At 36.6% G+C, this 25,011-nt stretch carries 25 protein-coding genes; 15 read left to right on the forward strand and 10 right to left on the reverse strand.

Annotated elements, in window-relative coordinates:
* Nucleotides 1-257 precede the first annotated feature (257 nt).
* From G551_RS16380 to G551_RS0103650, 9 genes are all read left to right on the forward strand, one after another.
* Nucleotides 258-1,046, forward strand: coding sequence for an RNA polymerase sigma factor (locus G551_RS16380; protein WP_036243288.1), 789 nt, complete (start codon nt 258-260; stop codon nt 1,044-1,046).
* Entirely contained in the window at nt 1,043-2,137 is a 1,095-nt protein-coding gene (locus tag G551_RS0103610; protein ID WP_027884280.1) for a transposase, read from the forward strand. The genes G551_RS16380 and G551_RS0103610 overlap by 4 nt, the downstream gene beginning before the upstream one ends.
* Before the next feature lie 1,734 nt (nt 2,138-3,871).
* Complete coding sequence (locus tag G551_RS15365; protein WP_036243250.1) at nt 3,872-4,072, forward strand: hypothetical protein; 201 nt, start codon at nt 3,872-3,874, stop codon at nt 4,070-4,072.
* 58 nt (nt 4,073-4,130) lie between these two features.
* Nucleotides 4,131-4,706, forward strand: coding sequence for a cob(I)yrinic acid a,c-diamide adenosyltransferase (locus G551_RS0103625; RefSeq protein ID WP_027884281.1), 576 nt, complete (start codon nt 4,131-4,133; stop codon nt 4,704-4,706).
* A 134-nt stretch (nt 4,707-4,840) separates the two neighbouring features.
* Nucleotides 4,841-5,062, forward strand: a complete 222-nt coding sequence (locus G551_RS0103630) for a DUF2795 domain-containing protein (protein WP_006989959.1) — start codon at nt 4,841-4,843, stop codon at nt 5,060-5,062.
* Nucleotides 5,063-5,143: 81 nt separating this feature from the next.
* Entirely contained in the window at nt 5,144-8,506 is a 3,363-nt protein-coding gene (gene secA, locus G551_RS0103635) for a preprotein translocase subunit SecA (protein ID WP_027884282.1), read from the forward strand.
* A gap of 67 nt (nt 8,507-8,573) precedes the next feature.
* Nucleotides 8,574-9,149 (forward strand): GRAM domain-containing protein, encoded by a 576-nt coding sequence (locus tag G551_RS16160; RefSeq protein WP_051191241.1) that lies wholly within the window; start codon nt 8,574-8,576, stop codon nt 9,147-9,149.
* Between the two features lie 251 nt (nt 9,150-9,400).
* Entirely contained in the window at nt 9,401-9,706 is a 306-nt protein-coding gene (locus G551_RS0103645; protein WP_036243255.1) for a GIY-YIG nuclease family protein, read from the forward strand.
* Between the two features lie 265 nt (nt 9,707-9,971).
* Nucleotides 9,972-10,454, forward strand: a complete 483-nt coding sequence (locus G551_RS0103650) for a DUF4199 domain-containing protein (RefSeq protein ID WP_027884284.1) — start codon at nt 9,972-9,974, stop codon at nt 10,452-10,454.
* Here G551_RS0103650 and G551_RS15375 read toward each other — a convergent pair.
* The 4 genes from G551_RS15375 to G551_RS0103670 all read right to left on the reverse strand — a co-directional run bounded on the left by G551_RS15375 (nt 10,417) and on the right by G551_RS0103670 (nt 13,884).
* Nucleotides 10,417-11,124 (reverse strand): peptidoglycan DD-metalloendopeptidase family protein, encoded by a 708-nt coding sequence (locus G551_RS15375; protein WP_051191242.1) that lies wholly within the window; start codon nt 11,122-11,124, stop codon nt 10,417-10,419. The two genes, G551_RS0103650 and G551_RS15375, sit on opposite strands and share 38 nt — an antisense overlap.
* A gap of 121 nt (nt 11,125-11,245) precedes the next feature.
* Nucleotides 11,246-12,724 carry a hypothetical protein gene (locus tag G551_RS0103660; protein WP_051191244.1) on the reverse strand — a complete coding sequence of 493 codons (1,479 nt, stop codon included), beginning with the start codon at nt 12,722-12,724 and terminating at the stop codon, nt 11,246-11,248.
* A 7-nt stretch (nt 12,725-12,731) separates the two neighbouring features.
* Entirely contained in the window at nt 12,732-13,355 is a 624-nt protein-coding gene (locus G551_RS0103665) for a hypothetical protein (RefSeq protein ID WP_027884286.1), read from the reverse strand.
* Nucleotides 13,339-13,884 carry an RNA polymerase sigma factor gene (locus tag G551_RS0103670; RefSeq protein ID WP_027884287.1) on the reverse strand — a complete coding sequence of 182 codons (546 nt, stop codon included), beginning with the start codon at nt 13,882-13,884 and terminating at the stop codon, nt 13,339-13,341. Before G551_RS0103670 ends, G551_RS0103665 begins: the two co-directional genes overlap by 17 nt.
* Before the next feature lie 95 nt (nt 13,885-13,979).
* On the opposite strand from G551_RS0103670, the gene G551_RS0103675 reads away from it, so the two are divergent.
* Nucleotides 13,980-14,561 (forward strand): DUF2911 domain-containing protein, encoded by a 582-nt coding sequence (locus G551_RS0103675; RefSeq protein ID WP_027884288.1) that lies wholly within the window; start codon nt 13,980-13,982, stop codon nt 14,559-14,561.
* Nucleotides 14,562-14,600: 39 nt separating this feature from the next.
* Here G551_RS0103675 and G551_RS0103680 read toward each other — a convergent pair whose 3' ends face one another.
* The gene (locus G551_RS0103680) at nt 14,601-15,026 is read right to left on the reverse strand and encodes an organic hydroperoxide resistance protein (protein WP_027884289.1); all 426 of its coding nucleotides are present in this window, start codon (nt 15,024-15,026) and stop codon (nt 14,601-14,603) included.
* 94 nt (nt 15,027-15,120) lie between these two features.
* On the opposite strand from G551_RS0103680, the gene meaB reads away from it, so the two are divergent.
* Nucleotides 15,121-16,206: a methylmalonyl Co-A mutase-associated GTPase MeaB gene (meaB, locus tag G551_RS0103685; protein WP_027884290.1), complete on the forward strand. Its 1,086-nt coding sequence runs from the start codon at nt 15,121-15,123 to the stop codon at nt 16,204-16,206.
* On the opposite strand, the gene G551_RS0103690 is transcribed toward meaB, so the two are convergent.
* Nucleotides 16,201-17,142: an NAD-dependent epimerase/dehydratase family protein gene (locus G551_RS0103690; protein WP_027884291.1), complete on the reverse strand. Its 942-nt coding sequence runs from the start codon at nt 17,140-17,142 to the stop codon at nt 16,201-16,203. The two genes, meaB and G551_RS0103690, sit on opposite strands and share 6 nt — an antisense overlap.
* A 136-nt stretch (nt 17,143-17,278) precedes the next feature.
* Between G551_RS0103690 and G551_RS0103695 the strand changes: the two genes are divergently transcribed.
* From G551_RS0103695 to G551_RS0103705, 3 genes are read left to right on the forward strand one after another with little or no spacing between them, the layout of a single operon-like run.
* Nucleotides 17,279-17,992 carry a glycosyltransferase family 2 protein gene (locus G551_RS0103695; protein ID WP_027884292.1) on the forward strand — a complete coding sequence of 238 codons (714 nt, stop codon included), beginning with the start codon at nt 17,279-17,281 and terminating at the stop codon, nt 17,990-17,992.
* Nucleotides 17,989-18,606, forward strand: a complete 618-nt coding sequence (locus G551_RS0103700) for a lipid-A-disaccharide synthase N-terminal domain-containing protein (protein WP_027884293.1) — start codon at nt 17,989-17,991, stop codon at nt 18,604-18,606. The genes G551_RS0103695 and G551_RS0103700 overlap by 4 nt, the downstream gene beginning before the upstream one ends.
* The gene (locus tag G551_RS0103705; RefSeq protein WP_027884294.1) at nt 18,603-20,222 is read left to right on the forward strand and encodes an ArnT family glycosyltransferase; all 1,620 of its coding nucleotides are present in this window, start codon (nt 18,603-18,605) and stop codon (nt 20,220-20,222) included. The genes G551_RS0103700 and G551_RS0103705 overlap by 4 nt, the downstream gene beginning before the upstream one ends.
* On the opposite strand, the gene G551_RS0103710 is transcribed toward G551_RS0103705, so the two are convergent.
* The 3 genes from G551_RS0103710 to G551_RS0103720 are packed head-to-tail and all read right to left on the reverse strand — an operon-like array spanning nt 20,219 to nt 22,381.
* The gene (locus G551_RS0103710) at nt 20,219-20,776 is read right to left on the reverse strand and encodes a phosphatase PAP2 family protein (protein WP_027884295.1); all 558 of its coding nucleotides are present in this window, start codon (nt 20,774-20,776) and stop codon (nt 20,219-20,221) included. The two genes, G551_RS0103705 and G551_RS0103710, sit on opposite strands and share 4 nt — an antisense overlap.
* On the reverse strand, nt 20,776-21,009 hold the full coding sequence (locus G551_RS0103715; protein WP_027884296.1) for a hypothetical protein: 234 nt from the start codon (nt 21,007-21,009) through the stop codon (nt 20,776-20,778). The genes G551_RS0103710 and G551_RS0103715 overlap by 1 nt, the downstream gene beginning before the upstream one ends.
* Nucleotides 21,010-21,019: 10 nt before the next feature.
* Complete coding sequence (locus tag G551_RS0103720) at nt 21,020-22,381, reverse strand: MATE family efflux transporter (protein WP_027884297.1); 1,362 nt, start codon at nt 22,379-22,381, stop codon at nt 21,020-21,022.
* Between the two features lie 132 nt (nt 22,382-22,513).
* Here G551_RS0103720 and G551_RS0103725 point away from each other — a divergent pair, with 132 nt between their 5' ends.
* Nucleotides 22,514-23,113, forward strand: a complete 600-nt coding sequence (locus tag G551_RS0103725) for a hypothetical protein (protein WP_027884298.1) — start codon at nt 22,514-22,516, stop codon at nt 23,111-23,113.
* A 188-nt stretch (nt 23,114-23,301) separates the two neighbouring features.
* Here G551_RS0103725 and G551_RS0103730 read toward each other — a convergent pair whose 3' ends face one another.
* The gene (locus tag G551_RS0103730; RefSeq protein WP_027884299.1) at nt 23,302-24,831 is read right to left on the reverse strand and encodes a GH3 family domain-containing protein; all 1,530 of its coding nucleotides are present in this window, start codon (nt 24,829-24,831) and stop codon (nt 23,302-23,304) included.
* Nucleotides 24,832-25,011: the final 180 nt, after the last annotated feature.

A 25,011-nucleotide genomic window follows, 5' to 3' on the forward strand; every position in this document is an offset into this window, starting at 1 on the left:
CTGGCGTTTTATAATTATACCACGAGACAATAAGTGTAGATGCTCACGCCTATAAAATGGTGTGGGCTCACTTATTTGTGGTCAAGGTACACGCCAGTACCTCCTATACAATAAGTTGAGTTCCACGCCTATTTTTATTTCTTTACTCAGGTATACTTCTCGCCCATTCAAAGCCTTTCTTCTTTAGCTATCGAAGTTTTCGTTCGCCTTAATCTATTGACCTAACCGGGAGCTTGCTCCTGCAAACGCGAATGCCTATGCAAACTCATTTCTATACCCAATTACAAAACGGCAAAGCCGAGGCGCTGGAGTTTTGGTACCAACGTTATGCGCGTATGCTGTGGTATATCGGTCTGCAGTGGCTCAAAGACGACTTTGTAATCGAAAATCTCGTACAAGAATGCTTTTTAAAACTTTGGCAAAATCGAGAAAAGCTGGAAAACCCGAAGCACATCTTCTTTTTCCTGCGCTTAGTAATGAAGCGGGAGTGCATCAGCCATTACCACCAACCCAAGCATCAGTTTCAACGCAGCCTCAATCGCTTGGAATACTATGAAAATTACAGCGACTACCTCCTCAAAGACGATCCTGCGTTAGACGAAGCCCACCGACAGCAGCAGGCAGAAACTCAAGAAAGTTGGGAGCGGGTTCAAAAAGTATTACCCTTACTCTCCGGCAAGCAGCAAGACCTCATCGAATTATGTTTAGCCCACGGCTTTGAGTACAAAACCATCGCCCGGCTTACCGGGAGCAGCACCACCGCCGTCTATCGCGAAGTGCAGCGTGCCATTGCGCAACTCCAAAAGATCCTCTGCCAAGATGTAGAGCTGGAAGAGCCAATAGCGAATAAGGAGACTAAACAAGTCGAGCAAAAGCTTACCGAAACGCAAGTGCAGGTATGGCAACTGCGTTGTAAAGAGCAACGCTCCTTTGCCGAGATTGCCGAGCAATTGGGCACTTCCACCCAAGAAGTACAGCAGCAGTTTAGCTTGACCTATCAATATACCCAACAACATCCTCAAAAAACTTTAAGCCTAACACGATGAACAAGACCCTCAAACTCACCCGAAAGATCCAAGTGCGGGTCGATCTGCCCACGGCGGAAGAACGCCGGGAAGCGATCGGCAAGCTCTATCATTGGCAGAGCTGTTGCTACCGCACCGCCAACCTGATGGTCTCCCACCTCTATACGCAGGAGATGATCAGTGATTTTTTCTACCTCACCGAAGGACTGCGACTCAAACTCTGGGATGAGAAGAAAGATCCCGACGGAGTCTTGAATACTTCGCGCATCAACACGCTCTATCAAGTGGCTTCCAAGCGTTTTAAAGGCGAAATGCCTACCAATATCATTACCTGTTTAAAAGGGAGCCTTTACAGTGAGTTTATGCGGTACCGGGAAGACTACCGTTTTGGCGAACGCTCGATCCCCAACTTTAGAAAAGACATGCCCTTTCCCTTTAGTCGGGACGAAGTCCGCCAATTTACCCACAAACCCGAACAAAAAGCCTTTGGCTTCCGTTTGTTTGGTATACCGCTCCACACCTACTTAGGGAGAGATCATAGTGATAAGTACCAACTCTTACACCGCTATGCACAAGACCAGCTCAAACTCTGTACCTCGCAATTGCAGCTCAAAAAAGATAAGATCTATTGGCTGCCAGTATTTGAATTTGAAAAAGAGACGCACGCGCTTAACCCGGGAATCGTCGCAGAAGCCTCCCTCTCGCTAGCCCATCCCCTCGTGGTAAAGGTCGGCAAGAAACGCCTGGCGATCGGTACGCTAGAAGAGTTTTTACACCGCCGGCTGGCGATACAAGCCGCGATCAAGCGCGCACAAACTGGAGCCACCTATGCCCGATCGGGCAAAGGGCGCCGACGCAAACTAAAAGCCGTTGCAAAATTTAAAGCCACCGAGCGCAACTACGTACGTTCACGCCTGCACCTCTACAGTCGGCGGCTCATCGATTTTTGCCTGCAACAACAAGCCGGCACTTTGCTGCTCTTGCAACAAGACGCCAAAATCGAACTCGCCAAGCAAGAAGACTTTATCCTCCGCAACTGGAGCTACAACGAACTCCTCACCTACATTCAATACAAAGCCCAAAAAGTAGGAATTGAAGTAGTCGTCGGGTAGGTTTGTTTTAGAGGTTAGAGGTTAGGGATTAGGTAGTAGGTTTTAGGAAGCAGGTATGGGGAGATTAGCTATTAGAGGTTAGAGGTTAGAACCTAGAGACTAGAGTTTAGAACCAGGAAAAACGAGACAGGACTTCTGGAGTTTGGAATTTGGAATTTGGAAGTTGAATTTTAACTAAACCCCGGCATACTTTTCAAGCTTAGGAAAATAAGCCTAGATTTTTTTGCATCCGACGACCGCAAGGGAGAGGAATGCATACTTGGGCAATGCAAAAGAAAAGAAGCATGAATTGAAATTGAAATTGAATTCGAAGTTGAAAAGATACCTCGATACCTCGGTATGACAGTATGAAAGTATATTGTAAAATGTATACTGAAAGATGTTGAGATCATAGAATTTAGAATCTAGAACCTAGAGACTAGAGTTTAGACGTTAGTTTATGGAAGTTAGGAGTTGGAAGAGAGAAGTTAGAAAAAACAGGATGCGATGCTGAATCAAGTTCAGCATGACGGTTGGAATTTGATTTTTGGAATTTGATTTTTGGAATTTAGAGTTTAAAAATTTACTTCTTAAAAACCAAGTCAAAAAGTCACTTCGAGTGATTTTAAACAGCGATAGCAAGTTTAAAATTGTATCGAGAAGCAGCACTAAAATTGAGAATTTAAACTCAAAATGAGAACAACGAGGGTGCTTGCACACCCGCAAGGTGAGGTCTTCAAGACACTCACTAAGTGAGCTTCGCTCATCTGCAACGCGTGGGTTAATTTATGTATACCAAAAGCTGATAAGATCATAGAATTTAGAATCTAGAACCTAGAGACTAGAGTTTAGACGTTAGTTTATGGAAGTTAGGAGTTGGAAGAGAGAAGTTAGAAAAAACAGGATGCGATGCTGAATCAAGTTCAGCATGACGGTTGGAATTTGATTTTTGGAATTTAGAGTTTAAAAATTTACTTCTTAAAAACAAAGTCAAAAAGTCACTTCGAGTGATTTTAAACAGCGATAGCAAGTTTAAAATTGTATCGAGAAGCAGCACTAAAATTGAGAATTTAAACTCAAAATGAGAACAACGAGGGTGCTTGCACACCCGCAAGGTGAGGTCTTCAAGACACTCACTAAGTGAGCTTCGCTCATCTGCAACGCGTGGGTTAACTTATGTATACCAAAAGCTGATAAGAACCTAGAATTTAGAGAATAGAAACTAGAGCTTAGACGTAATTATTTGACATTTGGAGTTTGGAATTTGGAATTTAGAAGTTGGAAACAGTAGGATGAGATGCTGAATCAAGTTCAGCATGACGGCTGGAGATTGAAATTTGGAAGCTGGAAGTTGGGAGCTGGAAGTTGAATTTTAATTAACCTGGCATACTTTTCATGAGCATAGAAAATCAAGCAATAACTTAAGCGTTGGCGTGTAACGAAGAATCTGCATCCGACGACCGCAAGGGAGAGGAATGCACCTTGAGCAATGCAAAAGAAAAACACAATTCCGGACTTGATCCGGAATCTCATGAATAAGAGTACACAATAACTTCACTAAACCAACCCAAAAAACTCGCAAACCCAAAAACTCACATACTCGAATACTCGAAAACCACAATTCTAAAAAACCTATAACTTCCTACTACCTAAAACCTAACCCCTCTCCTGAGCCTGCCGAAGGATCAACTTCAATTTCAATTTCAACTTCAAATTCATTTTCCTTACTTTTACCTTCAGCTAAAATTCAATTGAATGCTAGAGAACATTTCAGAAAAAACACAATTAATCCTGGTGATCATCGTACTAGCCGTTTTATTTTTTGCGGTGGTGAAAAACAACAACCGCAATAAAGAAAAACGCTACGATCGAAAATCTCGTAATTTCAGAAAAAACTTTTACGAAAAAAGAAAAGAAAAAGACAGTCCTGACAACATTAAAGATAAACCCGAGTAACCCCATAGATACTCCCTAGATAGTTGCACAAAAGCCCTATCCATCTAAAATAAAAATCATGAAAATATATACAAAAACCGGAGATAAAGGTACCACCGCACTTTTTGGAGGCACACGCGTCCCTAAACACCATATCCGTATCGAAAGTTACGGCACCGTCGATGAGCTAAATGCTTACATTGGTCTTTTAAAAGACCAAGACATCGATCAGAAATTTAAAGAGATCTTGTTCGATATTCAGCACCAACTCTTCACCATTGGAGCAGAATTAGCCACAGACCCGGAGAAAGCTAAACTTAAAAACGGGAAAGACCGCCTAAACATTCAAAAGGTAGCAGCAAAAGAAATTGAGTTTTTAGAACAAGAAATCGATCGCATGAACGACGACTTACCGGTAATGACACATTTTATTCTTCCCGGCGGCCACCCGGCCGTGTCATATTGTCACATTGCCCGTTGTGTTTGTAGACGCGCAGAACGCTTAGCAACAGCACTCTACGATTTAGAACCTTTTGAAGAGGCCATTTTAAAATACTTAAATCGATTATCAGACTACTTATTTGTACTGGCACGAATGTTGTCTAAATCATTGCAAGTAGAAGAAATAAAATGGATTCCCAAAAAATCTTCCTAACTTTAAACCCCAGTAAAATTAAGGGTTTAGTTACCTGAAAAACAAGTTCTTGAAAATAATGATGAAATAATAGATTTTTTACTTGACTTTTACGTCGAAAAATTTATTTTTGCACAAAACTAAAACACAATAAGATGTATTGGACTTTAGAATTAGCATCTTACTTAAGCGATGCTCCTTGGCCGGCTACAAAAGACGAGTTAATAGATTATGCAATTAGAACGGGTGCACCACTAGAGGTGGTAGAAAACCTACAGTCTATTGAAGACGAAGGTGATTCTTACGACTCTATTGAAGAGATCTGGCCAGATTATCCTACCGACGAAGATTACCTTTGGAACGAGGATGAATATTAAAACAACACAAAAAGTAATAAGTAAAAGTCTCTCTCTAGAGGCTTTTTTTTTGCTTATTTTTAAATAAAAACAATAACCACTATGGGTTTTTTAGACGCTGTACTAAAAATGTTTGTGGGCGATAAATCTGAAAAGGATGTCAAATCCATTCAGCCAATTGTCGAGCAAATCAAAGCATTAGAAAGTGAATTCGAAAAGCTTTCTTTAGATGAATTAAGAAATAAAACCACTTTTTTTAAGTCAAAAATAAAAGAAGCTACCAAAGCGGTAGATCAGCAAATTATCGAGCTGCAAGAAAAAGCAGAAAATTCTGAAGATATTGCTGAAAAAGAAGATATCTACGCGCAAATTGATACACTTAAAGATGAAGCCTATTCCATTTCTGAAGGTATTCTAAACGAAATTCTTCCGGAAGCTTTCGCAACCGTAAAAGAAACGGCAAAACGTTTCGCGCATAACGAAACTTTAGAAGTAACTGCAACCGAGTTCGACAGAGAAATTTCAGCAATAAAAGATAACGTAACCTTAGAAGGTGATAAAGCCTTGTGGAGCAATTCTTGGAATGCTGCCGGAAAGCAAGTCACTTGGGATATGGTTCACTACGATGTTCAGCTTATTGGTGGTGTCGCGATGCACCAAGGTAAAATTGCAGAGATGCAAACCGGTGAAGGGAAAACCTTAGTGGCAACCCTTCCGGTATATTTAAATGCCTTAACCGAGCGTGGTGTACATTTGGTAACGGTAAACGATTACTTGGCAAAACGTGATAGCGCCTGGATGGCACCTATCTTCGAATTCCACGGGATGAGTGTAGATTGTGTAGATCATCACCGACCTAATTCAGCAGCGCGACGTAAAGCCTATAATGCCGATATTACCTACGGTACCAATAACGAGTTTGGTTTCGATTATTTACGTGATAATATGAGTCACTCGCCAAACGATTTGGTACAACGTCCACACAATTATGCCATTGTCGATGAGGTCGATTCTGTATTGATCGATGATGCGCGTACGCCATTAATTATCTCCGGTCCTGTACCTAAAGGTGACGTACACGAATTCGATGCTTTAAAACCTCAGGTTTCTAAAGTGGTAGAAGCACAACGTAAATATTTAGTGGGTGTTCTTGCCGATGCTAAAAAATTAATCGCTAGCGGCGATACCAAAGAAGGTGGATTCTTATTATTAAGGGTTTACCGTGGTTTACCAAAAAACAAAGCTTTAATTAAGTTTTTAAGTGAAGAAGGAATTAAACAATTACTTCAGAAAACGGAAAACCAATACATGCAAGATAACAATCGGGAGATGCATAAAATAGATGCAGAATTATACTTCACGATTGAAGAGAAAAGCAACCAGATCGACTTAACAGATAAAGGGGTGGAGTTCCTTTCTGGGAAGGAAGATCCTAACTTCTTCGTGATGCCCGAAATGGGAATCGAGATCTCTAAGATTGAAAACTTAGGACTTTCTAAAGAAGAAGAAGCAGAGAAAAAAGAAGAATTATTTAGAGACTTTAGTGTAAAGAGTGAACGTATTCATACACTTCGTCAATTACTAAAAGCCTATACCCTATTCGAAAAAGACACCGAATATGTGGTGATGGATAATAAAGTAAAGATCGTCGATGAACAAACCGGTCGTATTATGGACGGTCGTCGTTATAGCGATGGTTTACACCAAGCGATTGAAGCGAAAGAAAGTGTAAAAATTGAAGATGCTACACAAACCTTTGCAACGATCACGCTTCAAAATTACTTTAGAATGTACCGTAAACTGTCAGGGATGACGGGTACTGCGATAACAGAAGCAGGCGAATTCTGGGAAATCTACGAATTAGATGTAGTTGAAATCCCTACCAATAGACCGATTGCCAGAGACGATAAAGACGATTTAGTTTACAAAACTAAACGGGAAAAATACAACGCGGTTATTGAAGAAGTAACCAAACTTTCACAGGCCGGTCGCCCGGTATTAATTGGTACAACTTCAGTAGAAATTTCTGAATTGTTAAGTAGAATGCTTCAAATTAGAAAAGTACCACACAACGTATTAAATGCGAAATTACACAAGAAAGAGGCAGATGTTGTAGAACAAGCCGGACAAAACGGTATGGTGACCATCGCCACCAACATGGCAGGTCGTGGTACCGATATTAAACTTTCTAAAGAAGTAAAAGCTGCCGGTGGTTTAGCCATTATCGGTACCGAGCGTCACGATTCTCGTCGAGTAGATAGACAGTTAAGAGGTCGTGCCGGTCGTCAAGGAGATCCGGGTAGTTCTCAGTTCTACGTTTCTTTAGAAGATAACTTGATGCGTTTATTCGGTTCTGAAAGAATTGCCAAGTTAATGGATAGAATGGGGCTGGAAGAAGGTGAAGTAATTCAACACGGAATGATCTCTAAATCCATCGAACGTGCGCAGAAAAAAGTTGAAGAAAATAACTTTGGTGTTCGTAAGCGTTTATTAGAATATGACGATGTAATGAATGCACAGCGTGAAGTAATCTACAAGCGTCGCTACCACGCATTATTCGGAGAGCGTTTACGTGTAGATATCGCTAATATGATTTTTGATATTGCAGAAGCAATTACAGAAACCAACAAAACAGCGAACGATTATAAAAACTTCGAGTTTGAATTAATCAGATACTTCTCAATGGATGCTCCGGTAACTGAACAAGAGTTTGAAAAAACAAATATTCAGAATCTAAGCGCTAAAGTGTATAACGCGGCTTATCAAAATTATCAAGATAAGATGGAGCGTAATGCAGAATTAGCCTTTCCGGTAATCAAAAACGTATACGAAGAACAAGGTTCACGTTTCGAGCGTATTGCCGTACCATTTTCAGATGGTTCTAAAACGCTTAATGTAGCCACGAATCTAGAAAAAGCATACGAAACAGAAGGTAAACAATTAATTACCGACTTTGAAAAGAACATCACCTTAGCCATTATCGACGATGCTTGGAAAACGCACCTTCGTAAAATGGATGAGTTGAAGCAAAGCGTTCAGTTAGCGGTTCACGAACAAAAAGATCCTTTATTAATTTATAAGTTTGAAGCTTTTGAATTGTTTAAAGCGATGTTAGATGAAGTGAATAAGGACGTAATTTCATTCTTGTTTAAAGGAGAAATCCCGCAGCAACAACAAACCAATATTCAGGAAGCTAAAGAAACTCCTAAAGAAAAGGTAGAAACCAGCAAAGAAGAAATCCCGAATATCGACGAGCGTGCTGCACAATCGAGAGCTGCCGGACAAACACAGCCGCAACAACGACCACAAAAAACGGAAACGATTAAAAGAGACCAACCTAAAATTGGTCGTAACGATCGAGTAACCATTAAAAATGTGGTCAATGGAGAATCGAAAACGGTAAAATACAAACAAGCCATCCCGTTAATTGAAAACGGAACTTGGGTACTTACCAAGCATTCATAAATAACTTTTATGTATAAAGTTAAAAATCCCAAATACTAGTGTTTGGGATTTTTTTATATTTATACTTATGAAAAATATAGGCACTCAACATAAAAAAATCTCCTTAAAGCAAAAACTAAACCTTGCTATTTCAACAACGATTGTATATGCTGTACTTCTATTTGCTTTACAGTACATTTTACCATTTGAAAAACAAGACACAGGCTCAATAATTCTACAGAGTATTTTATTTGGTTTTGTATTCGTGTTTGCTAATACTTATTTATTCAATCGAAATTCTGAAAGCATCACTAATTTCTTTTCTAAGAATACCAATACGATCACTAGCGATCAGGAAGAAATTATAGCGGGAGGACCGGCAAATTTATTTAGAGGAATTGAAGCTGTTGGCGGTAAATTATTTTTAACTAAAGAAGGTTTAGTTTTCAGCTCTCATAAATTCAATATTCAACGAGGGGAAACAAAAATTTTATATTCAGCTATTGAAAAAATTGAACCTTTTAATTACACCAAAATCATGAGATTTGACAACATTTTAAAAGTTCATACAAAAGAAGGAAAAACCTATAAGTTTGTTGTAAATGAAAGAGAAGTCTGGATGAAGAATATCGAAGAGCAACTTCAAAAATCAAAAGGTTGCTAATTAGACTCGTATTCTATTCTAAGGCAAAACTGTAACTGAGATTGGAGGAATTATTTTAAAACAAAACCCTAATTCAATAACAAAAGATGCTTCATTCATTTATCGCTTCATTCTGAAAGATAAAAAGCACTTACATTATGTGTCATTCCGACAATAGGAGGAATCTTTTCTTACTCTAATTATAGATTGAACAAAACTCTTATCATATATAAATATTCTAAATAACATAATTTTCTATACTTTTATAGTTGATGAAAACTTTAGGAACTCACAACTATTATGTATACATTTTAACGAACAGAAATAAAACTGTTCTTTATACCGGTGTTACTAACAACCTTAAAGACAGGCTTTATTTCCATAGAAATCCAAATTCTAAAAATTCTTTCACAAAAAAATACAATTGTTTCTTTTTAGTTTACTTAGAACATTTTCAAAATATTCAAGAAGCAATAAAAAGAGAGAAACAAATCAAAGGTTATAGCCGCACAAAAAAAGAAACTTTAATTAATAATTTAAATCCAGAATGGCATTTTTTTAATGATCAATTTGAATAAATGGATCTTCTGTATTTATAATTTTATACTTAGGCTTTAATGACTGCCTAAAAAAGATTCTTGATTTCGCTAATGCTCCATTCTGAATGACAAATAAAACTGATAACCACTATCATCGCAAGCAGAGTCAAAAAATATTTTCAACTTTAAGAAATGTTTCACTTAGCTCCTTCAATATTCTACTTCACAATTTAGAGAAGTAATTCAGAAAAAATAAGGGAGCATTTATTAATTTAGCAACTTTAAAGCTGAATACAACTTACAGATGAAAAATTTTAGAATAGAATTTAGATGGGCTATCATTTTTAGCATGTTCACGCTACTTTGGATGTACTTTGAGAAAAGTATGGGTTGGCACGACGAGCTTATTTCAAAACATGCAATTTACACCAACCTCATCGCGATTCCTTACCTTATCATTTTTGTAATTGCATTGATCAACAAAAGAGAAAAAGACTTTAACGGAGTAATGACCTGGAAACAAGGTTTAGTTTCCGGAACAATTATTTCAGCGATTATTGCAGTATTTACCCCTTTAGTGCAATACATTGTTTCGTATTACATCTCACCCGACTATTTTAATAATATTATTACGTATACGGTTGAATCTGGCAGAATGAGTCAGCAAGGTGCGGAAGCTTATTTTAACTACAACTCCTACTTAATTCAGGGGATTTTCTTCAGCTTAGCGATGGGAATTGTAACTTCTGCTATTGTTTCGATTTTTGTGAAGAAGAAAGCGAAGTAATTTTTAAAAGCAAATTAGGATCGGGACAATTTTTTCGATAGAAATCTAAATTTTCAATACTGCAAACACCGGGGTAATCTCCGGTTTTTTGTTCGATATCTTTGATGAGCTGAAAGTGTAAATGTGGCGCATAATCTCCGTTGACTTCTGCCTCGCCTAACTCAGCTATTTTTTGACCGGCAGCCACTTGTTTTCCTTCGTTTAAATCTTCAATTGAAGCTGAACTCAAGTGACCGTAAAGAGTATAAAATTCAACTTCATTAATAGAATGTTTCAGTATAATCGTCGGACCGTAATCGCCAAAATTAGTGTTATTCTGAAAGCTATGCACTTCTCCCGCCAACGGACTAAAAACTGCGGTGTAAGCATTTGCCCACAAGTCTAAACCAATGTGAATATCCCGATCTTCAATAGTTTGTTTACCAAAATGTTCACTGCGTCGGTACAAATTTCGCTTTTCTAAATAGCCACCAACTGCCACTCGTTTATCGCTAGACTGCAATTGTTGCTGAATATAATCTTGCATTGCTTGAGGTGAAGTAAGATCTACTTCAGCTAAACCTTCATTAGAAACAGAAAGGTCTAGCGGCAAATAATCTTCAGCTTTAAAATCACCCAAAACAGGTGTAAAACTAGCAGTTAATTGCGTTAAATATTCAGTAAAAGTCATCGTGCATTTTTTTGCTAAAAATAAAAATGTTTTGCTCTTTCGAACAAAACATTTTTGAAAACAGGAAGGTTTACAAACCTTAACTCAATCTAAAACCAAACTTAATCAATTATTTTCCTGTTTATTTGATTAACACATCGCTAAAACGCGCGTTGATATTAATACTACTATCGGTATTTCTAGATTTATGATAACCGTTAATCAATTGGTTACCGTAACTATCCATCACGTTGGCTTTTAAATTTTCAGGATATTTCACGTCGCTTCGAGAACCGTTATAAGTAAAGTTGAAGGATGAACTTGGCAACTTCAACACCAAATCACTATTTTCTAAACTAATATCTAAACGTTTAAAATCGTTACCGGTGTTATTAATGGTTAACTCACCAAAAGACCCTGAAATTATTCCCGTTTCTTCTAACTCATCGATCACCACATCACTCGCATTAGAAGACAGCTTAATGCTTTTTGCTGAATTAATTTTACAATCTTTTACATAACTCACGCGCATACTTCCGTGTTCCCAACTTTCAATATCTATTGGTGAATAAGAAATTTGTAAAGCATTGTCTTTACCGGTAATATTTTTTGCGGTAAAGCCCGCGTGTGCCACCGATCCTCTTAAATTATTCACATCGTCTTCTAGCGTTAGATCGCCGTGTCTTACATTAAAATGAACTTTGGCGTTCTTAGGCATCTTAATGACTAGAATTCGTTTTACTTTTTCTTCTGCTCTACGCATCAAAGGCATCGACATAGGATTACCATTACCACGGCTACTGTATTGCATACTCACCACTTTACCGTTTGGAGTTGTGGTTACAGTTTTCGTCATATTGCCATTTTCACCACCAAATTGTTGTGCCCAAGCTTCTACTTGCTTACCAAAACGCTCGCCCCATTCTTCCATTTGTTTTTCGATCTCTTGCTCACGTTTTTTAAGCTCGCCGCTGCGCTCCATCTGTTCCATTTTGCGCTCTAACTGTTCTGCCCAAACGGCAGCATCTTTTTCAAAATTCTTTCCCCATTCTTCCATCGCCACTTCAAAGTTTTTCCCAAACTTTTGTTCAACTTGCTTTTCGTAACGCTCTACGTAAGCTTCTCCTTCGTCTTGATAGGCTTCATAATCAAACTTCAAGCTACTTAAACCTTCTGCAAACTCTGGTGGTAACGGATGGTTAGACATTTTTTGAAGCATTGGGCCTACCATATTTTGCATAAGCGGAGCGATCATTTCTCTGTTTACGGCACTTATAGCATTTCCCATTTCAGCAAAATCACCTACTCCGGCGTCACTCCCGTTAGAGAAAATTGAAATTTTTCCGCTGTTTCCTAAAACTTCTAAACGCCATAACTCTGCGATCTTCTGAAGTTCTTCTTTGCTAAATTCATCGGAAGAAACTTTAGCTTCTACTTCTACTTCATCTCTATTCCAGGTTTCGAAAACCACGTGCGTACGTTTGGTATTTAAATCGATAAACACATCTTCATCTACATTAAACGACTCTGTTAATTTATCTACTTCTGTTTGAGCATTCACACTTACCTGAAACAAGAACAGTGCTGCAATTACGAGGGGTTTTATAATATTCTTTTTCATCTTTCTTTTAAATTTGCTCTCCTTGAATGTTCTGTAAATTTTCTTTTTTAATTTCTTTCAACTTATCTTTTAATTTGAATAGAAGATCTAACCTTAGCTCTAAATTATTGATCAAGGCGCTTACCGTTTGTTCATCGATACCACTTTCTTTTATTTCTGAATTTAGACGCTGATATTCTTTATCTAACTGTTCTAATTGAACCATAAAAGAATCGATTAACTCTTTATTTTCTGAAGTTACCGTAAGCTGTGATAATTCGGTATTAATATTTGCCAGATAGTAATCTTCGATCTGTTTAAATTCTGGAGAAATGTCACTTAAATACAATTCTTTCTCTGCTGAAGTTTCTTCAGTTTGCGTTGTATTTACTACTGCATTATCTAAAGGCTTCCCGGCTCCCGGATTCTGAAATATGAACCAAGAGAACACACCGACCGTTACAATAAAGACCGCTGCGATCTTCATCCAATAAAAACGATTATTAGTATTGGTTTGGGGTTCTTCTACTTCTTGTTGTGGCATACGTTGCGCTAACAACTGCTCAAATCTTTTTTCGTGACCGTTTAACATGTTTGTTTGTTGCACGCCTTTTCTATCTTCTTTAAATAAGTCTCTAAGATCCTGTGCCATTGTAATATGATTTTAACTTTTTCTGCAATTTTTTCTTTCCACGATGCACGAGCGTTCTCGAACTCACAGCTGTGATGCCTAATATTTCTGAAATTTCTTCGTGATCGTAACCTTCTACTAAAAATAACATTACAGGGTACTTGTACTTTTCCGGTAATTGTTCAATTTCATTTTTCACCAAGTCGATGGTAACATCGTCACCGATCGACCAGTTATCGTCTTCTTCTACAGTTCCTAAAGTTTGCTCGTTGATCGCTGTAAAGTTCATTTTCTTCGCCTTTAACATATCGATACTTTTATTGATCACGATACGTTTTAACCAGGCTCCAAAAGTCACTTCACCCGTAAATTGATGCAGTTTTAAAAAGGCTTGTATAAAACCTTCTTGCATCGCCTCTTCGGCATCGTGAGCATTTTTTAAAAACCGCAATGCTACATAGTACATCCCATCACAATACTTATTGTAAAGTTGCATCTGGGCTTTCCTATCATTTCGCTTGCAAGCTTCTATGAGTTCTGTTTGTAACAAAATAATCTTGGTTAGTTACTATTCATTTATAAAGACATCTTAAAATCGCTAATGTTGCAAAAATTATTATTTAAATTTAGCAGAAAATATTCTGAATGCGAAGAAAGATAAAATGGACCATTATTATCTTAATGGTCATTGTACTCGGTGGCACGATCGGTTTTTATATCTGGAAAGGTGAAACCAAATCATACAGCCCGGAAGATACCACCAAATACCAAAAAGGAACATTAAAAGTTGAAGTGGTTTACAACCGACCTTATAAAAAAGGAAGAGATATTTTTGGCGATCTTGTGCCTTACGGAGAAGTTTGGCGAACCGGAGCTAATGAAGCAACTACTTTTGAAGTAAACCGAGATATTATGGTCGATGGCACCAAATTACAATCAGGAAAATACACGCTTTGGACAATACCCAATCAAGATTCTTGGAAAGTTATTTTTAATGAAAAAATGTATACTTGGGGAATCGATCTCACTACACAAGAGGCAGCTCGCGATCCGGAATATGATATGCTCACACTCGAAGTACCGGTAAATAAAAATTTAAAGGCTGTTGAGCAATTCACCATTTATTTTGACGATCAGCAAAACTTAAATGTTATGTTTTTAGCTTGGGATCATACAGTAATTGCCGTCCCGTTTAAAACTGCAGAAAACAAAAAGCCTGAAAATTAATTTCAGGCTTTTGTTTTATTTCAACTTCAATTAAATTGACTATTCGTCTAATAATAAATTTAAAGTTACGTCAATGTTGTCTCTCGTCGCTCTAGAATAAGGACAAACTTCGTGCGCTTTATTCACTAACTTCTCTCCTGTTTCTACATCTACGCCTGGTAAATAAGAATCTAAGACTACCGATAGGTCTAGGTCGCCTTCATCAGACTTTCCTATACTTACAGAAGCGGTTACGCTAAAATCACCAAGATCTACGCCTTCTTTTTCTGCAATTAATTCTAAAGCACTACCATAACAAGCTGCGTAAGCTGCACCAAATAATTGTTCTGGGTTTGTACCATCGCCGCCTTCGCCTCCTAAACCTTTAGGAACGCTTAACGATTTATCTATTTTACCGTCATCTGTTTTTACATTTCCAGATCTTCCTCCAGAAGCTGTAGCTTTACCGGTATACAAAGTTTTCATAATTTTAAATTTTAGTTTTTGTTAGTTTCAATATATAAAGTAATCAAAGGCTTTTCAAAAATGAATTCATAAATTTGTCCTAAATAATTTTGCTTTGACCCAAAAGAAAAAAGATTCTGCATTGCACGAAACACCAGGTGTTTCACTTCCTAAAAGTGTAAGCGCTAAAAGTGCTGAACGCATTAAAAATCTTCGGAAGAAAAAAGTAAATCCGCAAGAGTTAGTCGAGCAAATCATTAAAGGGAATAAAACTGCCTTAAGCCGAGCAATTACTCTAGTTGAAAGTTTACAAATTAAACATCAAGACGATGTAAACGCAATTATTGAAGGCTGTTTACCTTATGCCAATAAATCGATTAGAATCGGGATTACAGGAGTTCCCGGTGTAGGTAAAAGCACTTTTATTGAAGCCTTCGGAAATTATTTAATTAGTTTAGGCAAGAAAGTCGCGGTCTTAGCGGTAGACCCTTCGAGTTCCGTCTCTCACGGAAGCATTTTAGGAGACAAAACCCGAATGGAAGAATTGGTAAAACAAGAAAATGCTTTTATAAGACCAACTCCGTCTGGAGATTCGTTGGGTGGCGTGGCACAAAAAACACGAGAATCGATTATTTTATGTGAAGCGGCAGGTTTTGATACTATTTTAATTGAAACCGTTGGCGTTGGTCAAAGTGAAACGATGGTTCACAGTATGACCGATTTCTTTTTATTGCTGAAATTAGCTGGAGCCGGAGACGAATTGCAAGGTATTAAACGTGGCATTATGGAAATGGCCGATGCGATCGTGATTAATAAATCCGATGGTGAAAATAAAAAACCGGCCGAACAAGCCAAATCTGAATTCAGAAAAGCGCTTCACCTCTACCCAGAAACCGAAAGTGGTTGGAAACCTAAAGTCAAATTAGCCAGTGCTTTGCACCAACAAGGAATTGAAGAAATTTGGGAAATGATCGTTACTTATGAAAAAATGGTCAAAGAAAATCAATTCTTTCAGCACAAGCGACAAGAACAAAACAAATTTTGGTTATTACAAACGATTAACGATCGACTGAAGGCTAACTTTTACCAACAAGAAGAAATTAAAATTCAACTAAAACAGCAACTAAAAGCCATAGAAAATAATGAAACTACACCTTTTGTTGCTGCTAATTTTTTACTGAATCTCGCTAAAGATCTATAAGAATTTCTCCTTATACCAATCGATTTGGTATTGAAGTCCTTCCTTTAAACCGGTCGTCGGGTTATAATCTAATAATTTTTTGGCTTTATCGATGTTTGCATTGGTACGCCATTGATCTCCAGGACGCTTTTCAATTACATTCATTTCAACTTTTTTCCCTAAGAGTTCTTCCACATAATCGATACCATCTTGTGTGGTATGTTCTACTTCTGTTCCTAGGTTAATGATCTCACCGTTTACACTTTCGTAACGATTAACTACAGCAACAATACCGTCAACAATATCTCCTACATAGGTAAAGCTTCTTAAATGCTTTTCACTACCATTAAATAACGGGAAAGCTTCTTTATTAAAAGCGCAAGCAATTAATTTAGTGTAAAGTTTCTCTGGTCTTTCTCTTGGGCCGTAAACCGAGTATAAACGCAAACTACAGGCACTCATTCGCTTGCTTCTAGATTCTGCTAAGACTAATTGTTCTGCTGCTAATTTGGTTACTCCGTAATTTGAAGCCGGCATCGGTGCCACACTTTCAGGGAAAGTGGCTTCTAAACCGTAAATTGAAGAAGTACCAATATTTACAAATTGCTTTAAGTTTTTGTTTTGATGCGCAAACTTGATCAGTTTTTCTGTAGCAATAATATTGTTAGTTAAATACTCTTCAAACGTGCAACTACTTGAAATACCGGGTTGAGCCGCAAAATGAATAATAAAATCGAAATCTGTTGATAATGGTTTATAGCTTTCTTCCACACGAAGATCAACTTCAATTACTTCGACACCTGCTTTAATTAAATCTTCTGCGTTTAATTTTTTAAGAGAGAGGTCGTAGTAATCATTAAAGTTATCTAAGCCTACTACTTCGTGACCTTCTTTTTTAAAACGTTCTGCAGTATGAGAGCCAATAAAGCCGGCTGCTCCGGTAATAAGTATTTTCATAGAATTTTATTAATCCTTATCAATTCATTTTAAGAACACGCAAAATACAAAGTCATTTTTTAAATAATAGAGATATATAAAAACTTTTATAGAAAATTTACATTAATTGATACATTTGCACCCAATATTAAAATTTATGGAATACGAATTTACCATTATTGTACCCGTATACAATGAAGAAGAAAACTTATTGCGCGTAGAAAAGCAATTAGCAAATTACCTTACTATAGGTTCAAAAAAAAGTTGTATTTTATTTGTTAATGATGGTTCTAAAGATAACAGTTTAGCCTTAATAAAAGATATTTGTGAACGTCAAATGGCTTTTCATTATATCTCTTTTGAAAGTAACCAAGGCCTAAGTGCAGCAATTAAAGCTGGTTTTGATTATGCAACTACACCTTTTATAGGTTATATAGATTCTGACCTACAAACTGATCCTGAAGATTTTAATTTATTATTAGAACATATCGAAGATTATGAACTTGTAACAGGAGTAAGAGCCAACAGAAAAGATTCTTTCAAAAAAAATATGTCTTCAAAAATCGCTAACGGAATTAGACGAAGCTTTACTAATGATGGTATGGATGACACTGGCTGCCCATTAAAAGTGATCAAATTAGACTATGCAAAACGTATCCCTATGTTTAAAGGTTTACATCGTTTTTTACCTGCCATGATCTTACTTCAAAAAGGAAAGGTTTTACAAGTACCAGTAAGGCATTACCCTAGAATTGCAGGAAAAGCAAAATTTCATCTTACCAATAGGTTAATAGGTCCCTTTTTAGATTGTTTTGCCTATTTATGGATGAAAAAAAAATATATTAATTACAAAGTAAATGAGAACGCATGAGCAGTTGGCAAATTTATGCTGTTGGCTTAATTGCTCAATCTTTATTTTCCGGAAGACTTCTTTTACAATGGATTCTTTCTGAAAAACATAAAAAAGTACTCACTCCTTCTTTATTTTGGAAATTAAGCCTATTTGCTTCTTTTTTATTATTTGTATACGGCTATCTAAGGGAAGATTTTGCTATAATGCTTGGGCAAGCTATTACTTATTTTATTTACATAAGAAACTTGCAACTACAAGGTGAATGGCAAAAAGCACCTTTAATTTTAAGAATATTCCTGTACTTTTTTCCGTTGTTAATTGTTATTTACTCTTACAATAACAATGCTTACGATATTGAAAAACTCTTTTATAATGATGCCATACCTCTTTGGCTTTTAATTTTAGGCTCTGGAGCTCAAATGATCTTCAATTTACGTTTTTTTTACCAATGGATTTATTCTGAAAGAAAAAAGAAATCGAGCTTACCATTAGGGTTTTGGATACTTAGTTTAGTGGGTGCTTTATTAATTTTGGTTTATGCCATATTAAGAAAAGATCCCGTACTTTTTATTGGTCACATTACCGGATGCTTTATCTATATTCGTAATATAATTTTAAGTAAAAAATCATGATTACAAAAGAACGCCACAGCTATTATTTACTTATTATTATCGGACTTATATTTTTTGTAAATCTAGATGCGATTTATGTAAATATTATGGAAGCCCGGAATTTTATAACCGCTCGAGAAATGATTAATCTAAATAACTGGTTATTAACCACTTTAAACGATGTACCTCGCTACCAAAAACCGCCGCTTCCTACTTGGTTAACAGCTCTTTTTGGAAACTTAGCAAATTTTAAAAGCTTAATATTACTAAGGCTTCCTGCTGCTTTGTGCTCCCTATTATTAATTTTTGGGTTTTATAAAATCTTACCAAAATTTAAGATCTCGACAGAGCAATCGTTTCAAGCTGCTTTAATTTTAGCGACTTCGTTTTATATTATATTTTCAGGCAGAAATGGGCAATGGGATATTTTTACTCACGCCTTTATGATGATTTGCATCTATTACCTCTGGAAATTTTTTAATAACGATAATAAACTTTATGTGCACGCAATTTTAGCTGCATTATTTTTCGGATTTTCCTTTTTAAGTAAAGGTCCTGTCTCGCTCTACGCACTTTTATTACCGTTTATAATTAGCTACGGGATTGTTTATAAATATCAAAATTTCAAGAAACGTTGGCTTCCTCTAATTAGCTTTCTTTTAATTGGTTTACTCATCGGTGGTTGGTGGTTTATTTATGTGCGTTTGGCAGACCCTGCTGCTTTTTTAAAAATTGCTGAAAAAGAAACTACCAATTGGGGAAATTACAACATTAGACCTTGGTACTATTACTGGAGCTTTTTTACTCAGAGCGGAATTTGGACTATTCCGTCTTTGGTAGCCTTACTTTACCCTTACCTTAAGAACAAAGTCACCAATAAAAAGGCCTATTTATTTTCCTTTTTATGGACAATTATTTCCGTAATTTTACTTTCTGTTATTCCAGAAAAAAAATCTCGGTATTTGCTTCCTGTTTTAATTCCGATGGCATTTAACACCAGTTTTTATGTAGAATACCTAATAAGAAAATTTAAAGAACTTCCTTCCAAAGAAAAATGGGTTGTATATTTTAATCACGGCTTAATTGCGCTAATCGGTTTGGCATTTCCTATTGCCGGTTATTTTGTATTAGATATTGAAGGAGTTTATTGGATTTATTTTTTACTCACTTCTGTTGGTTTGGTTGTTGCAGCTTTAGTGATGTTCCTCAACCTTAAAAAACAAATTTACACGAAAGTATTTTATGCTACAATTGGTTTTGTATGTATAATTATATCTTTTGGTCTTCCGTTGGTAGATACTTTATTAAACAACCCAAAGTTTCATAATTTTAATGAACTTCACGCTTTTGCCGAAAAAGAAAATTTTAAACTTTATGATTACGGCGGAAAAACACCAGAAATCATTTGGGAATATGGAGAACCTATTCCAACTATTCAAAAAGACAGCCTATACACCCCAAATATTGAAAGATTTGGAATTATTATGGCTGAAAAAGATTCTTCGATTGTAGAAAAATTCACCAATTATAAAATTATAGCTTCAGACCGATACGATTTAAATTATGTTAATCCTGAAAAAGGCGGTTATAAAAGCAGATTAATTAGAAAATTTTATTTGTTACAGAAAGAAAACTAAGCAAATCTCTTCACTAAATATTGCTGAAGCTTATAGAACACAAAACCAAACAAGGCTCCGATAATCATTCCGGTAATTACATCGCCAGGGTAATGTTTCCCAACATAAATTCTGCTATAGCCTACAATTGCTGCCCAAAAGATTAATGATACAAAAGCATACTTGTACCAATGCTTCAAAATATTTCCTAAATAAAATGCCAATGCCATCGAACTTGCTGCGTGAGCAGAAAAGTAACCATAACTTCCGCAGTAATCTAACAGCATTCTTCCTTCAGCTATAAAATCTTCTTTACAAGGTCGTGGACGTTCAAAATAATCTTTAAACACATTGGCAAGCTGGTCGGTACACGTTATAAGTCCCGCAACCAAAACCACCGTTACGATAGTAGGCTTTAAGCCATAGTTTTTATATAAAAGATAGAGCAAAAACGCATATAGCGGAATGGAAGCAAATTTATGGGTAATAAACACCCAAAACCAATCCCAGGTTTCGGAGCCTAAATTATTCAGGTATAGAAAAAGTTCTTGATCGAGCTGAATTAATTCTTCCATTAATCATCTTCTTGATAACGTTCGACTTCGCGATCGTAAAACTCTGAAGCTTCTCGAATTAAAGTTTCCGCCTCATTTTCTAATTCTTCCTCATCATTTTTATCAAAATCTTCTAACCATTCTACCTCATCGTCTTGTAGGTTAATAATAAAGCGAGGAAATTCTGTATGAATGACGAAAATTGCTTCTGGATAATCGGTGTTATCGCCTAATATAAATCTTGGAAATTGCATGAATTTATGTTTATAAGAGGTCTTTAATCACACCTCTTTCAATTAGTTTTTTACTTAAATAATTAAATCGAATATACAATAATATTGAAGATGCTGTTAAACCTGCCAACAAACCAAACCAAATTCCCATACTGCCCATTGCGCTTTCTTTTCCTAATAAATAAGAAACCGGGAAACCAATTACCCAATAGGCAAAAAAACAGATCAATGTTGGGTATCGTACGTCTTGCAAACCACGTAAAGCTCCTAAAATTACCACTTGCAAACCGTCACTTAACTGAAATAGCGCCGCAACGATCAATAATTGCGCTGCTAAGGCGATTACTTCTGCATTGTCGATATAGAAAACGGGCAATAGATCTTTCAGCAATATAAAACCTAAAGCAAAAAAAGCTTCAATAATAAATACTAAAAAGAAAGTTGAAAAAGCGATTCGGCGTAATTCTTCGTAATTATGCTGCCCTTTTTGATTTCCTACACGAATGGTTGCCGTCACGCCAATACCAACAGCGATCATAAACGTCATCGAACTTAGGTTTAGTGCGACTTGATTGGCAGCTTGCGCATTGGTACCTAAAGTTCCTGCTAAAAACACCGATGCGGTAAAAATTGCCACCTCAAAAAGCATTTGTAAAGCAGTAGGAAATCCTAAATTAAATAAGCGCTTGAAAATTTTCTGTTGAAGTGATTTTTTTGCCCATATAAAATAGGTGCTGAATTTCTTTTTCTTTTTTAAAATGAAATATATAAACCCCAACATAAAAAATCTTGAAATTAACGTACCAATCGCCGCTCCTTCTAATTCTAACCTCGGAAAAATCCAGACACCGTAAATCAATAGATAATTAAAAAGTACATTTACCAAGTTCGCTCCAATCGTGGCGTACATAGCATATTTGGTTTGCGAAAGTCCATCGCCAAATTGCTTAAATGCCTGAAATACCATTACCGGAACTAACGAAAAAGCAACAATATCAATATATGGCAAGGCTAAATCTACCACTTCTGAAGGTTGATCGAGGTAATACAAAACCGGTTTAGAAAACCAAACGACTCCAAACAACAGCAACCCAATAATCGTACACATCACGATACCGTGCTGAAAATACGAACGACCTTTCTCTATATTTCGAGCGCCATCTGCCTCTGCAATTAGCGGCGTAATTGCAAAACTAAACCCGATCCCAATCGATAAGGCGATAAAAATTAAACTATTTCCTAACGAAACTGCGGCTAATGGAGCTGCACCTAACCTACCGACCATAATGTTATCGGCAAGCCCGACCAACACATGACCTAATTGCCCCAACATTACCGGGTAAGCAATATTCAGGTTTTTTTTAAATTCTTTTGTGTAAGCTGTGAGTTGCATCGCTCTTCATTAAATGGCGTGCAAAGATATTGGAATTAGCGGAATTCTATTTTAAAATATAATGAAGTTTTATGACTACTTTAATAGAAAAACAATGTTGAAACTTTTAAATTGAAAGTAGATATTTAAATGATGAATTACACCAACAAAGAAATACCACTTTCCATAAAAGATCAAGTTGAAGTTGCTCTAACCCATTATCCGCAACTCAAGGATACCCCCATTGCATTTCGGTTTAAAAAAGAGATTAAAAAATCGACTATGCAAGCGCAACCAACGTATGCAAGTATCTTTAAAAGCCGAAAAAATAGAGCCTATGTAATTTTAATTTCTGAAAAGTTTCATATTGAAGGAGAAGAATTTTCAATTCTAGATGTGGAAGACGATGTGCTTATTGGCTGGATTGGTCACGAGTTAGGGCACGTGATGGATTATCGCGATCGAAGTACATTAAATATGATCTCTTTTGCCTTAAAATACTTATTTTCTACTACTCACATTCAAGAAGTGGAACGTGCCGCAGATACTTACGCTGTAAAACACGGAATGTATCAATACATTTTGGCAACGAAGAATTTTATTTTAAATAACACCAGTATTTCACCCAAATATAAAAACAGAATAAAACGTTTATACATGTCGCCAGAAGAAATTATGGAACTGGTAAATCACCTCGATATTGCTGATGTTGAAAAAGAGGTTGAAAAAGAACTTCAGAAAGAGAGTTTATAAATCTTTCGATATTCGTTAAGAAAAAGCTGGTTTGATGCTCTAGGTGAGATGCTGAATCAAGTTCAGCATGATGTAGACAAACATTTAGAACTAAAAATCACCTTAATCTGGTTTTTTAAGATAAGGTGATTTTAGTATATATGAGTATTGAATTAAATTCAGCATCTAACTTTTTGATATTTTAAAAACTAAGAATTCTGTTTTACGAACTCAGTGAATTCTTCGTACTTTTCTTCGCCCATTACTTTTTCCATTTTTACTTGTCCGCCTTTTTTCTTGTAGGCGCCACTCCACTCGTAAAAAATTTCCATCGGGAGTAGATTTACTTTTACGCCTTTTAAGGCTTTCGATCTCGCTACGCTATAGTTTTTGTTAGCATCTTTTAGATTTTTATCTAAAGCTTCCGCAAGCTCTTCTTCAGAAACAGAAATTTCTTGATCGGTACCAATATGCCAAACGTGATGAAATTCGCCATTTATTTTTACAGCGGCAACGGTAAACTCCGGCAGTTCAATATCAAATTGTTCTTCGAGTTCTTGAATCGCTTTATTCATTTTATTAACTGAAAGCTGAGAACCTACCACATTTAAGAAAAACTTGGTTCTTCCGGTAATTTTTATTTCAGCTCTTTCTACGTCGGTAAACGCAATGGTATCGCCAATTAAATAGCGCCAAGTACCGGAAACGGTACTAATCAACAATACGTAATCGACATCTTTCTCTACTTCTGCTAAGGTTTTTACCGGCGCATCTTGTTTTAAAGAACCATCGGGATTTATGTAATCGGGCTCAAAAGGAACAAATTCAAAATACACGCCATTATCGGTCACTAACTCCATCGAAGAAGTTTCAGGACGCATTTGGCAAGCTAGAAAACCTTCGGAAGCTAAATAGGTATCGATCACCGTAATTGGTTTATCCATCAAAGCTTGGAAACTCTTTTCGTAAGGCTCAAAAGCTACTCCACCAGAAGTGTAAACTTGTAAGTTGGGCCAAACCTCGTGAATATTTTTTACGTTATGATAATCGATCACTTCTTTTAGCATCAGCTCCATCCAAGAAGGGATTCCGCTTAAAGCACCAATATCCCAGTTTTTGGCATTTTCGGCAATATGCTTTACACGCTCATCCCAATCGTCTATTTGTGCAATTTCTTTACCCGGTTTGTAATAGCCTTGAAACCAAAACGGAATATTACTAGCACTAATCCCACTAATTTCTCCTTCTAAATGGCCATCTTTTTCTTGAAGGTTGGTACTACTCCCTAACATCATAATTTCTTTCTCAAAAAAATCGGAAGGCATATCGAAATTAGAAAGTGCGGTCACTTGCTTGATTCCTGCATTTCTAATCGAATCGATCATCTCGTCGGTTACCGGAATACGCTTACTGGTTTTCCCGGTCGTACCAGAACTTAACGCGTAATACGATGGATTTCCCGGCCAAGTAATATCTTCTAAACCTTCGTGCAACTTGTACCACCATTGCTCTTGCATTTGATGATAATCGAAATAAGGAACTTTTTCTTGAAAAGCTTTTGCGATATCGTCTGCTTCTAAAATTTGCTGAAAACCATAATATTTACCAAAAGCGGTGTCTTTTGCTTTTTCTAGTAAACTTTTTAAAACTTTTTGCTGGTTTTCGATATGTTTTGAATGTGAAACAAAATTTCCTGCAACGTCGATCGCGCCTTTTATTAAAGAACCTATTATTGCCATTTTCTGAAAGAATTTCTTAGTTTCTCAAAGATAATTTGAAATGCTTTTGAAAGGAAAAACCCCAACCTAAATGTTTGTTAATTGATGTTAGCGGAAGTCTAAATATAATTTATTCCCTTAAAGACTTTAAGCGTTTATTTTTAGTTATTTAAAACTCAGCACTCCTGCAAGGTCTTTTTT

Source organism: Mesonia mobilis DSM 19841, from assembly GCF_000423405.1.
GTDB lineage: Bacteria > Bacteroidota > Bacteroidia > Flavobacteriales > Flavobacteriaceae > Mesonia > Mesonia mobilis.

What these genes read in the sequence shown, in the direction of transcription:
- G551_RS16380 (WP_036243288.1), top strand. Translation starts at nt 258, where the DNA reads ATGCAAACTCATTTCTATACCCAATTACAAAACGGCAAAGCCGAGGCG.
- G551_RS0103610 (WP_027884280.1), top strand. Translation starts at nt 1,043, where the DNA reads ATGAACAAGACCCTCAAACTCACCCGAAAGATCCAAGTGCGGGTCGAT.
- G551_RS15365 (WP_036243250.1), top strand. Translation starts at nt 3,872, where the DNA reads ATGCTAGAGAACATTTCAGAAAAAACACAATTAATCCTGGTGATCATC.
- G551_RS0103625 (WP_027884281.1), top strand. Translation starts at nt 4,131, where the DNA reads ATGAAAATATATACAAAAACCGGAGATAAAGGTACCACCGCACTTTTT.
- G551_RS0103630 (WP_006989959.1), top strand. Translation starts at nt 4,841, where the DNA reads ATGTATTGGACTTTAGAATTAGCATCTTACTTAAGCGATGCTCCTTGG.
- secA (WP_027884282.1), top strand. Translation starts at nt 5,144, where the DNA reads ATGGGTTTTTTAGACGCTGTACTAAAAATGTTTGTGGGCGATAAATCT.
- G551_RS16160 (WP_051191241.1), top strand. Translation starts at nt 8,574, where the DNA reads ATGAAAAATATAGGCACTCAACATAAAAAAATCTCCTTAAAGCAAAAA.
- G551_RS0103645 (WP_036243255.1), top strand. Translation starts at nt 9,401, where the DNA reads ATGAAAACTTTAGGAACTCACAACTATTATGTATACATTTTAACGAAC.
- G551_RS0103650 (WP_027884284.1), top strand. Translation starts at nt 9,972, where the DNA reads ATGAAAAATTTTAGAATAGAATTTAGATGGGCTATCATTTTTAGCATG.
- G551_RS15375 (WP_051191242.1), bottom strand. Translation starts at nt 11,124, where the DNA reads ATGACTTTTACTGAATATTTAACGCAATTAACTGCTAGTTTTACACCT.
- G551_RS0103660 (WP_051191244.1), bottom strand. Translation starts at nt 12,724, where the DNA reads ATGAAAAAGAATATTATAAAACCCCTCGTAATTGCAGCACTGTTCTTG.
- G551_RS0103665 (WP_027884286.1), bottom strand. Translation starts at nt 13,355, where the DNA reads ATGGCACAGGATCTTAGAGACTTATTTAAAGAAGATAGAAAAGGCGTG.
- G551_RS0103675 (WP_027884288.1), top strand. Translation starts at nt 13,980, where the DNA reads ATGCGAAGAAAGATAAAATGGACCATTATTATCTTAATGGTCATTGTA.
- G551_RS0103680 (WP_027884289.1), bottom strand. Translation starts at nt 15,026, where the DNA reads ATGAAAACTTTGTATACCGGTAAAGCTACAGCTTCTGGAGGAAGATCT.
- G551_RS0103690 (WP_027884291.1), bottom strand. Translation starts at nt 17,142, where the DNA reads ATGAAAATACTTATTACCGGAGCAGCCGGCTTTATTGGCTCTCATACT.
- G551_RS0103695 (WP_027884292.1), top strand. Translation starts at nt 17,279, where the DNA reads ATGGAATACGAATTTACCATTATTGTACCCGTATACAATGAAGAAGAA.
- G551_RS0103700 (WP_027884293.1), top strand. Translation starts at nt 17,989, where the DNA reads ATGAGCAGTTGGCAAATTTATGCTGTTGGCTTAATTGCTCAATCTTTA.
- G551_RS0103705 (WP_027884294.1), top strand. Translation starts at nt 18,603, where the DNA reads ATGATTACAAAAGAACGCCACAGCTATTATTTACTTATTATTATCGGA.
- G551_RS0103710 (WP_027884295.1), bottom strand. Translation starts at nt 20,776, where the DNA reads ATGGAAGAATTAATTCAGCTCGATCAAGAACTTTTTCTATACCTGAAT.
- G551_RS0103715 (WP_027884296.1), bottom strand. Translation starts at nt 21,009, where the DNA reads ATGCAATTTCCAAGATTTATATTAGGCGATAACACCGATTATCCAGAA.
- G551_RS0103720 (WP_027884297.1), bottom strand. Translation starts at nt 22,381, where the DNA reads ATGCAACTCACAGCTTACACAAAAGAATTTAAAAAAAACCTGAATATT.
- G551_RS0103725 (WP_027884298.1), top strand. Translation starts at nt 22,514, where the DNA reads ATGAATTACACCAACAAAGAAATACCACTTTCCATAAAAGATCAAGTT.
- G551_RS0103730 (WP_027884299.1), bottom strand. Translation starts at nt 24,831, where the DNA reads ATGGCAATAATAGGTTCTTTAATAAAAGGCGCGATCGACGTTGCAGGA.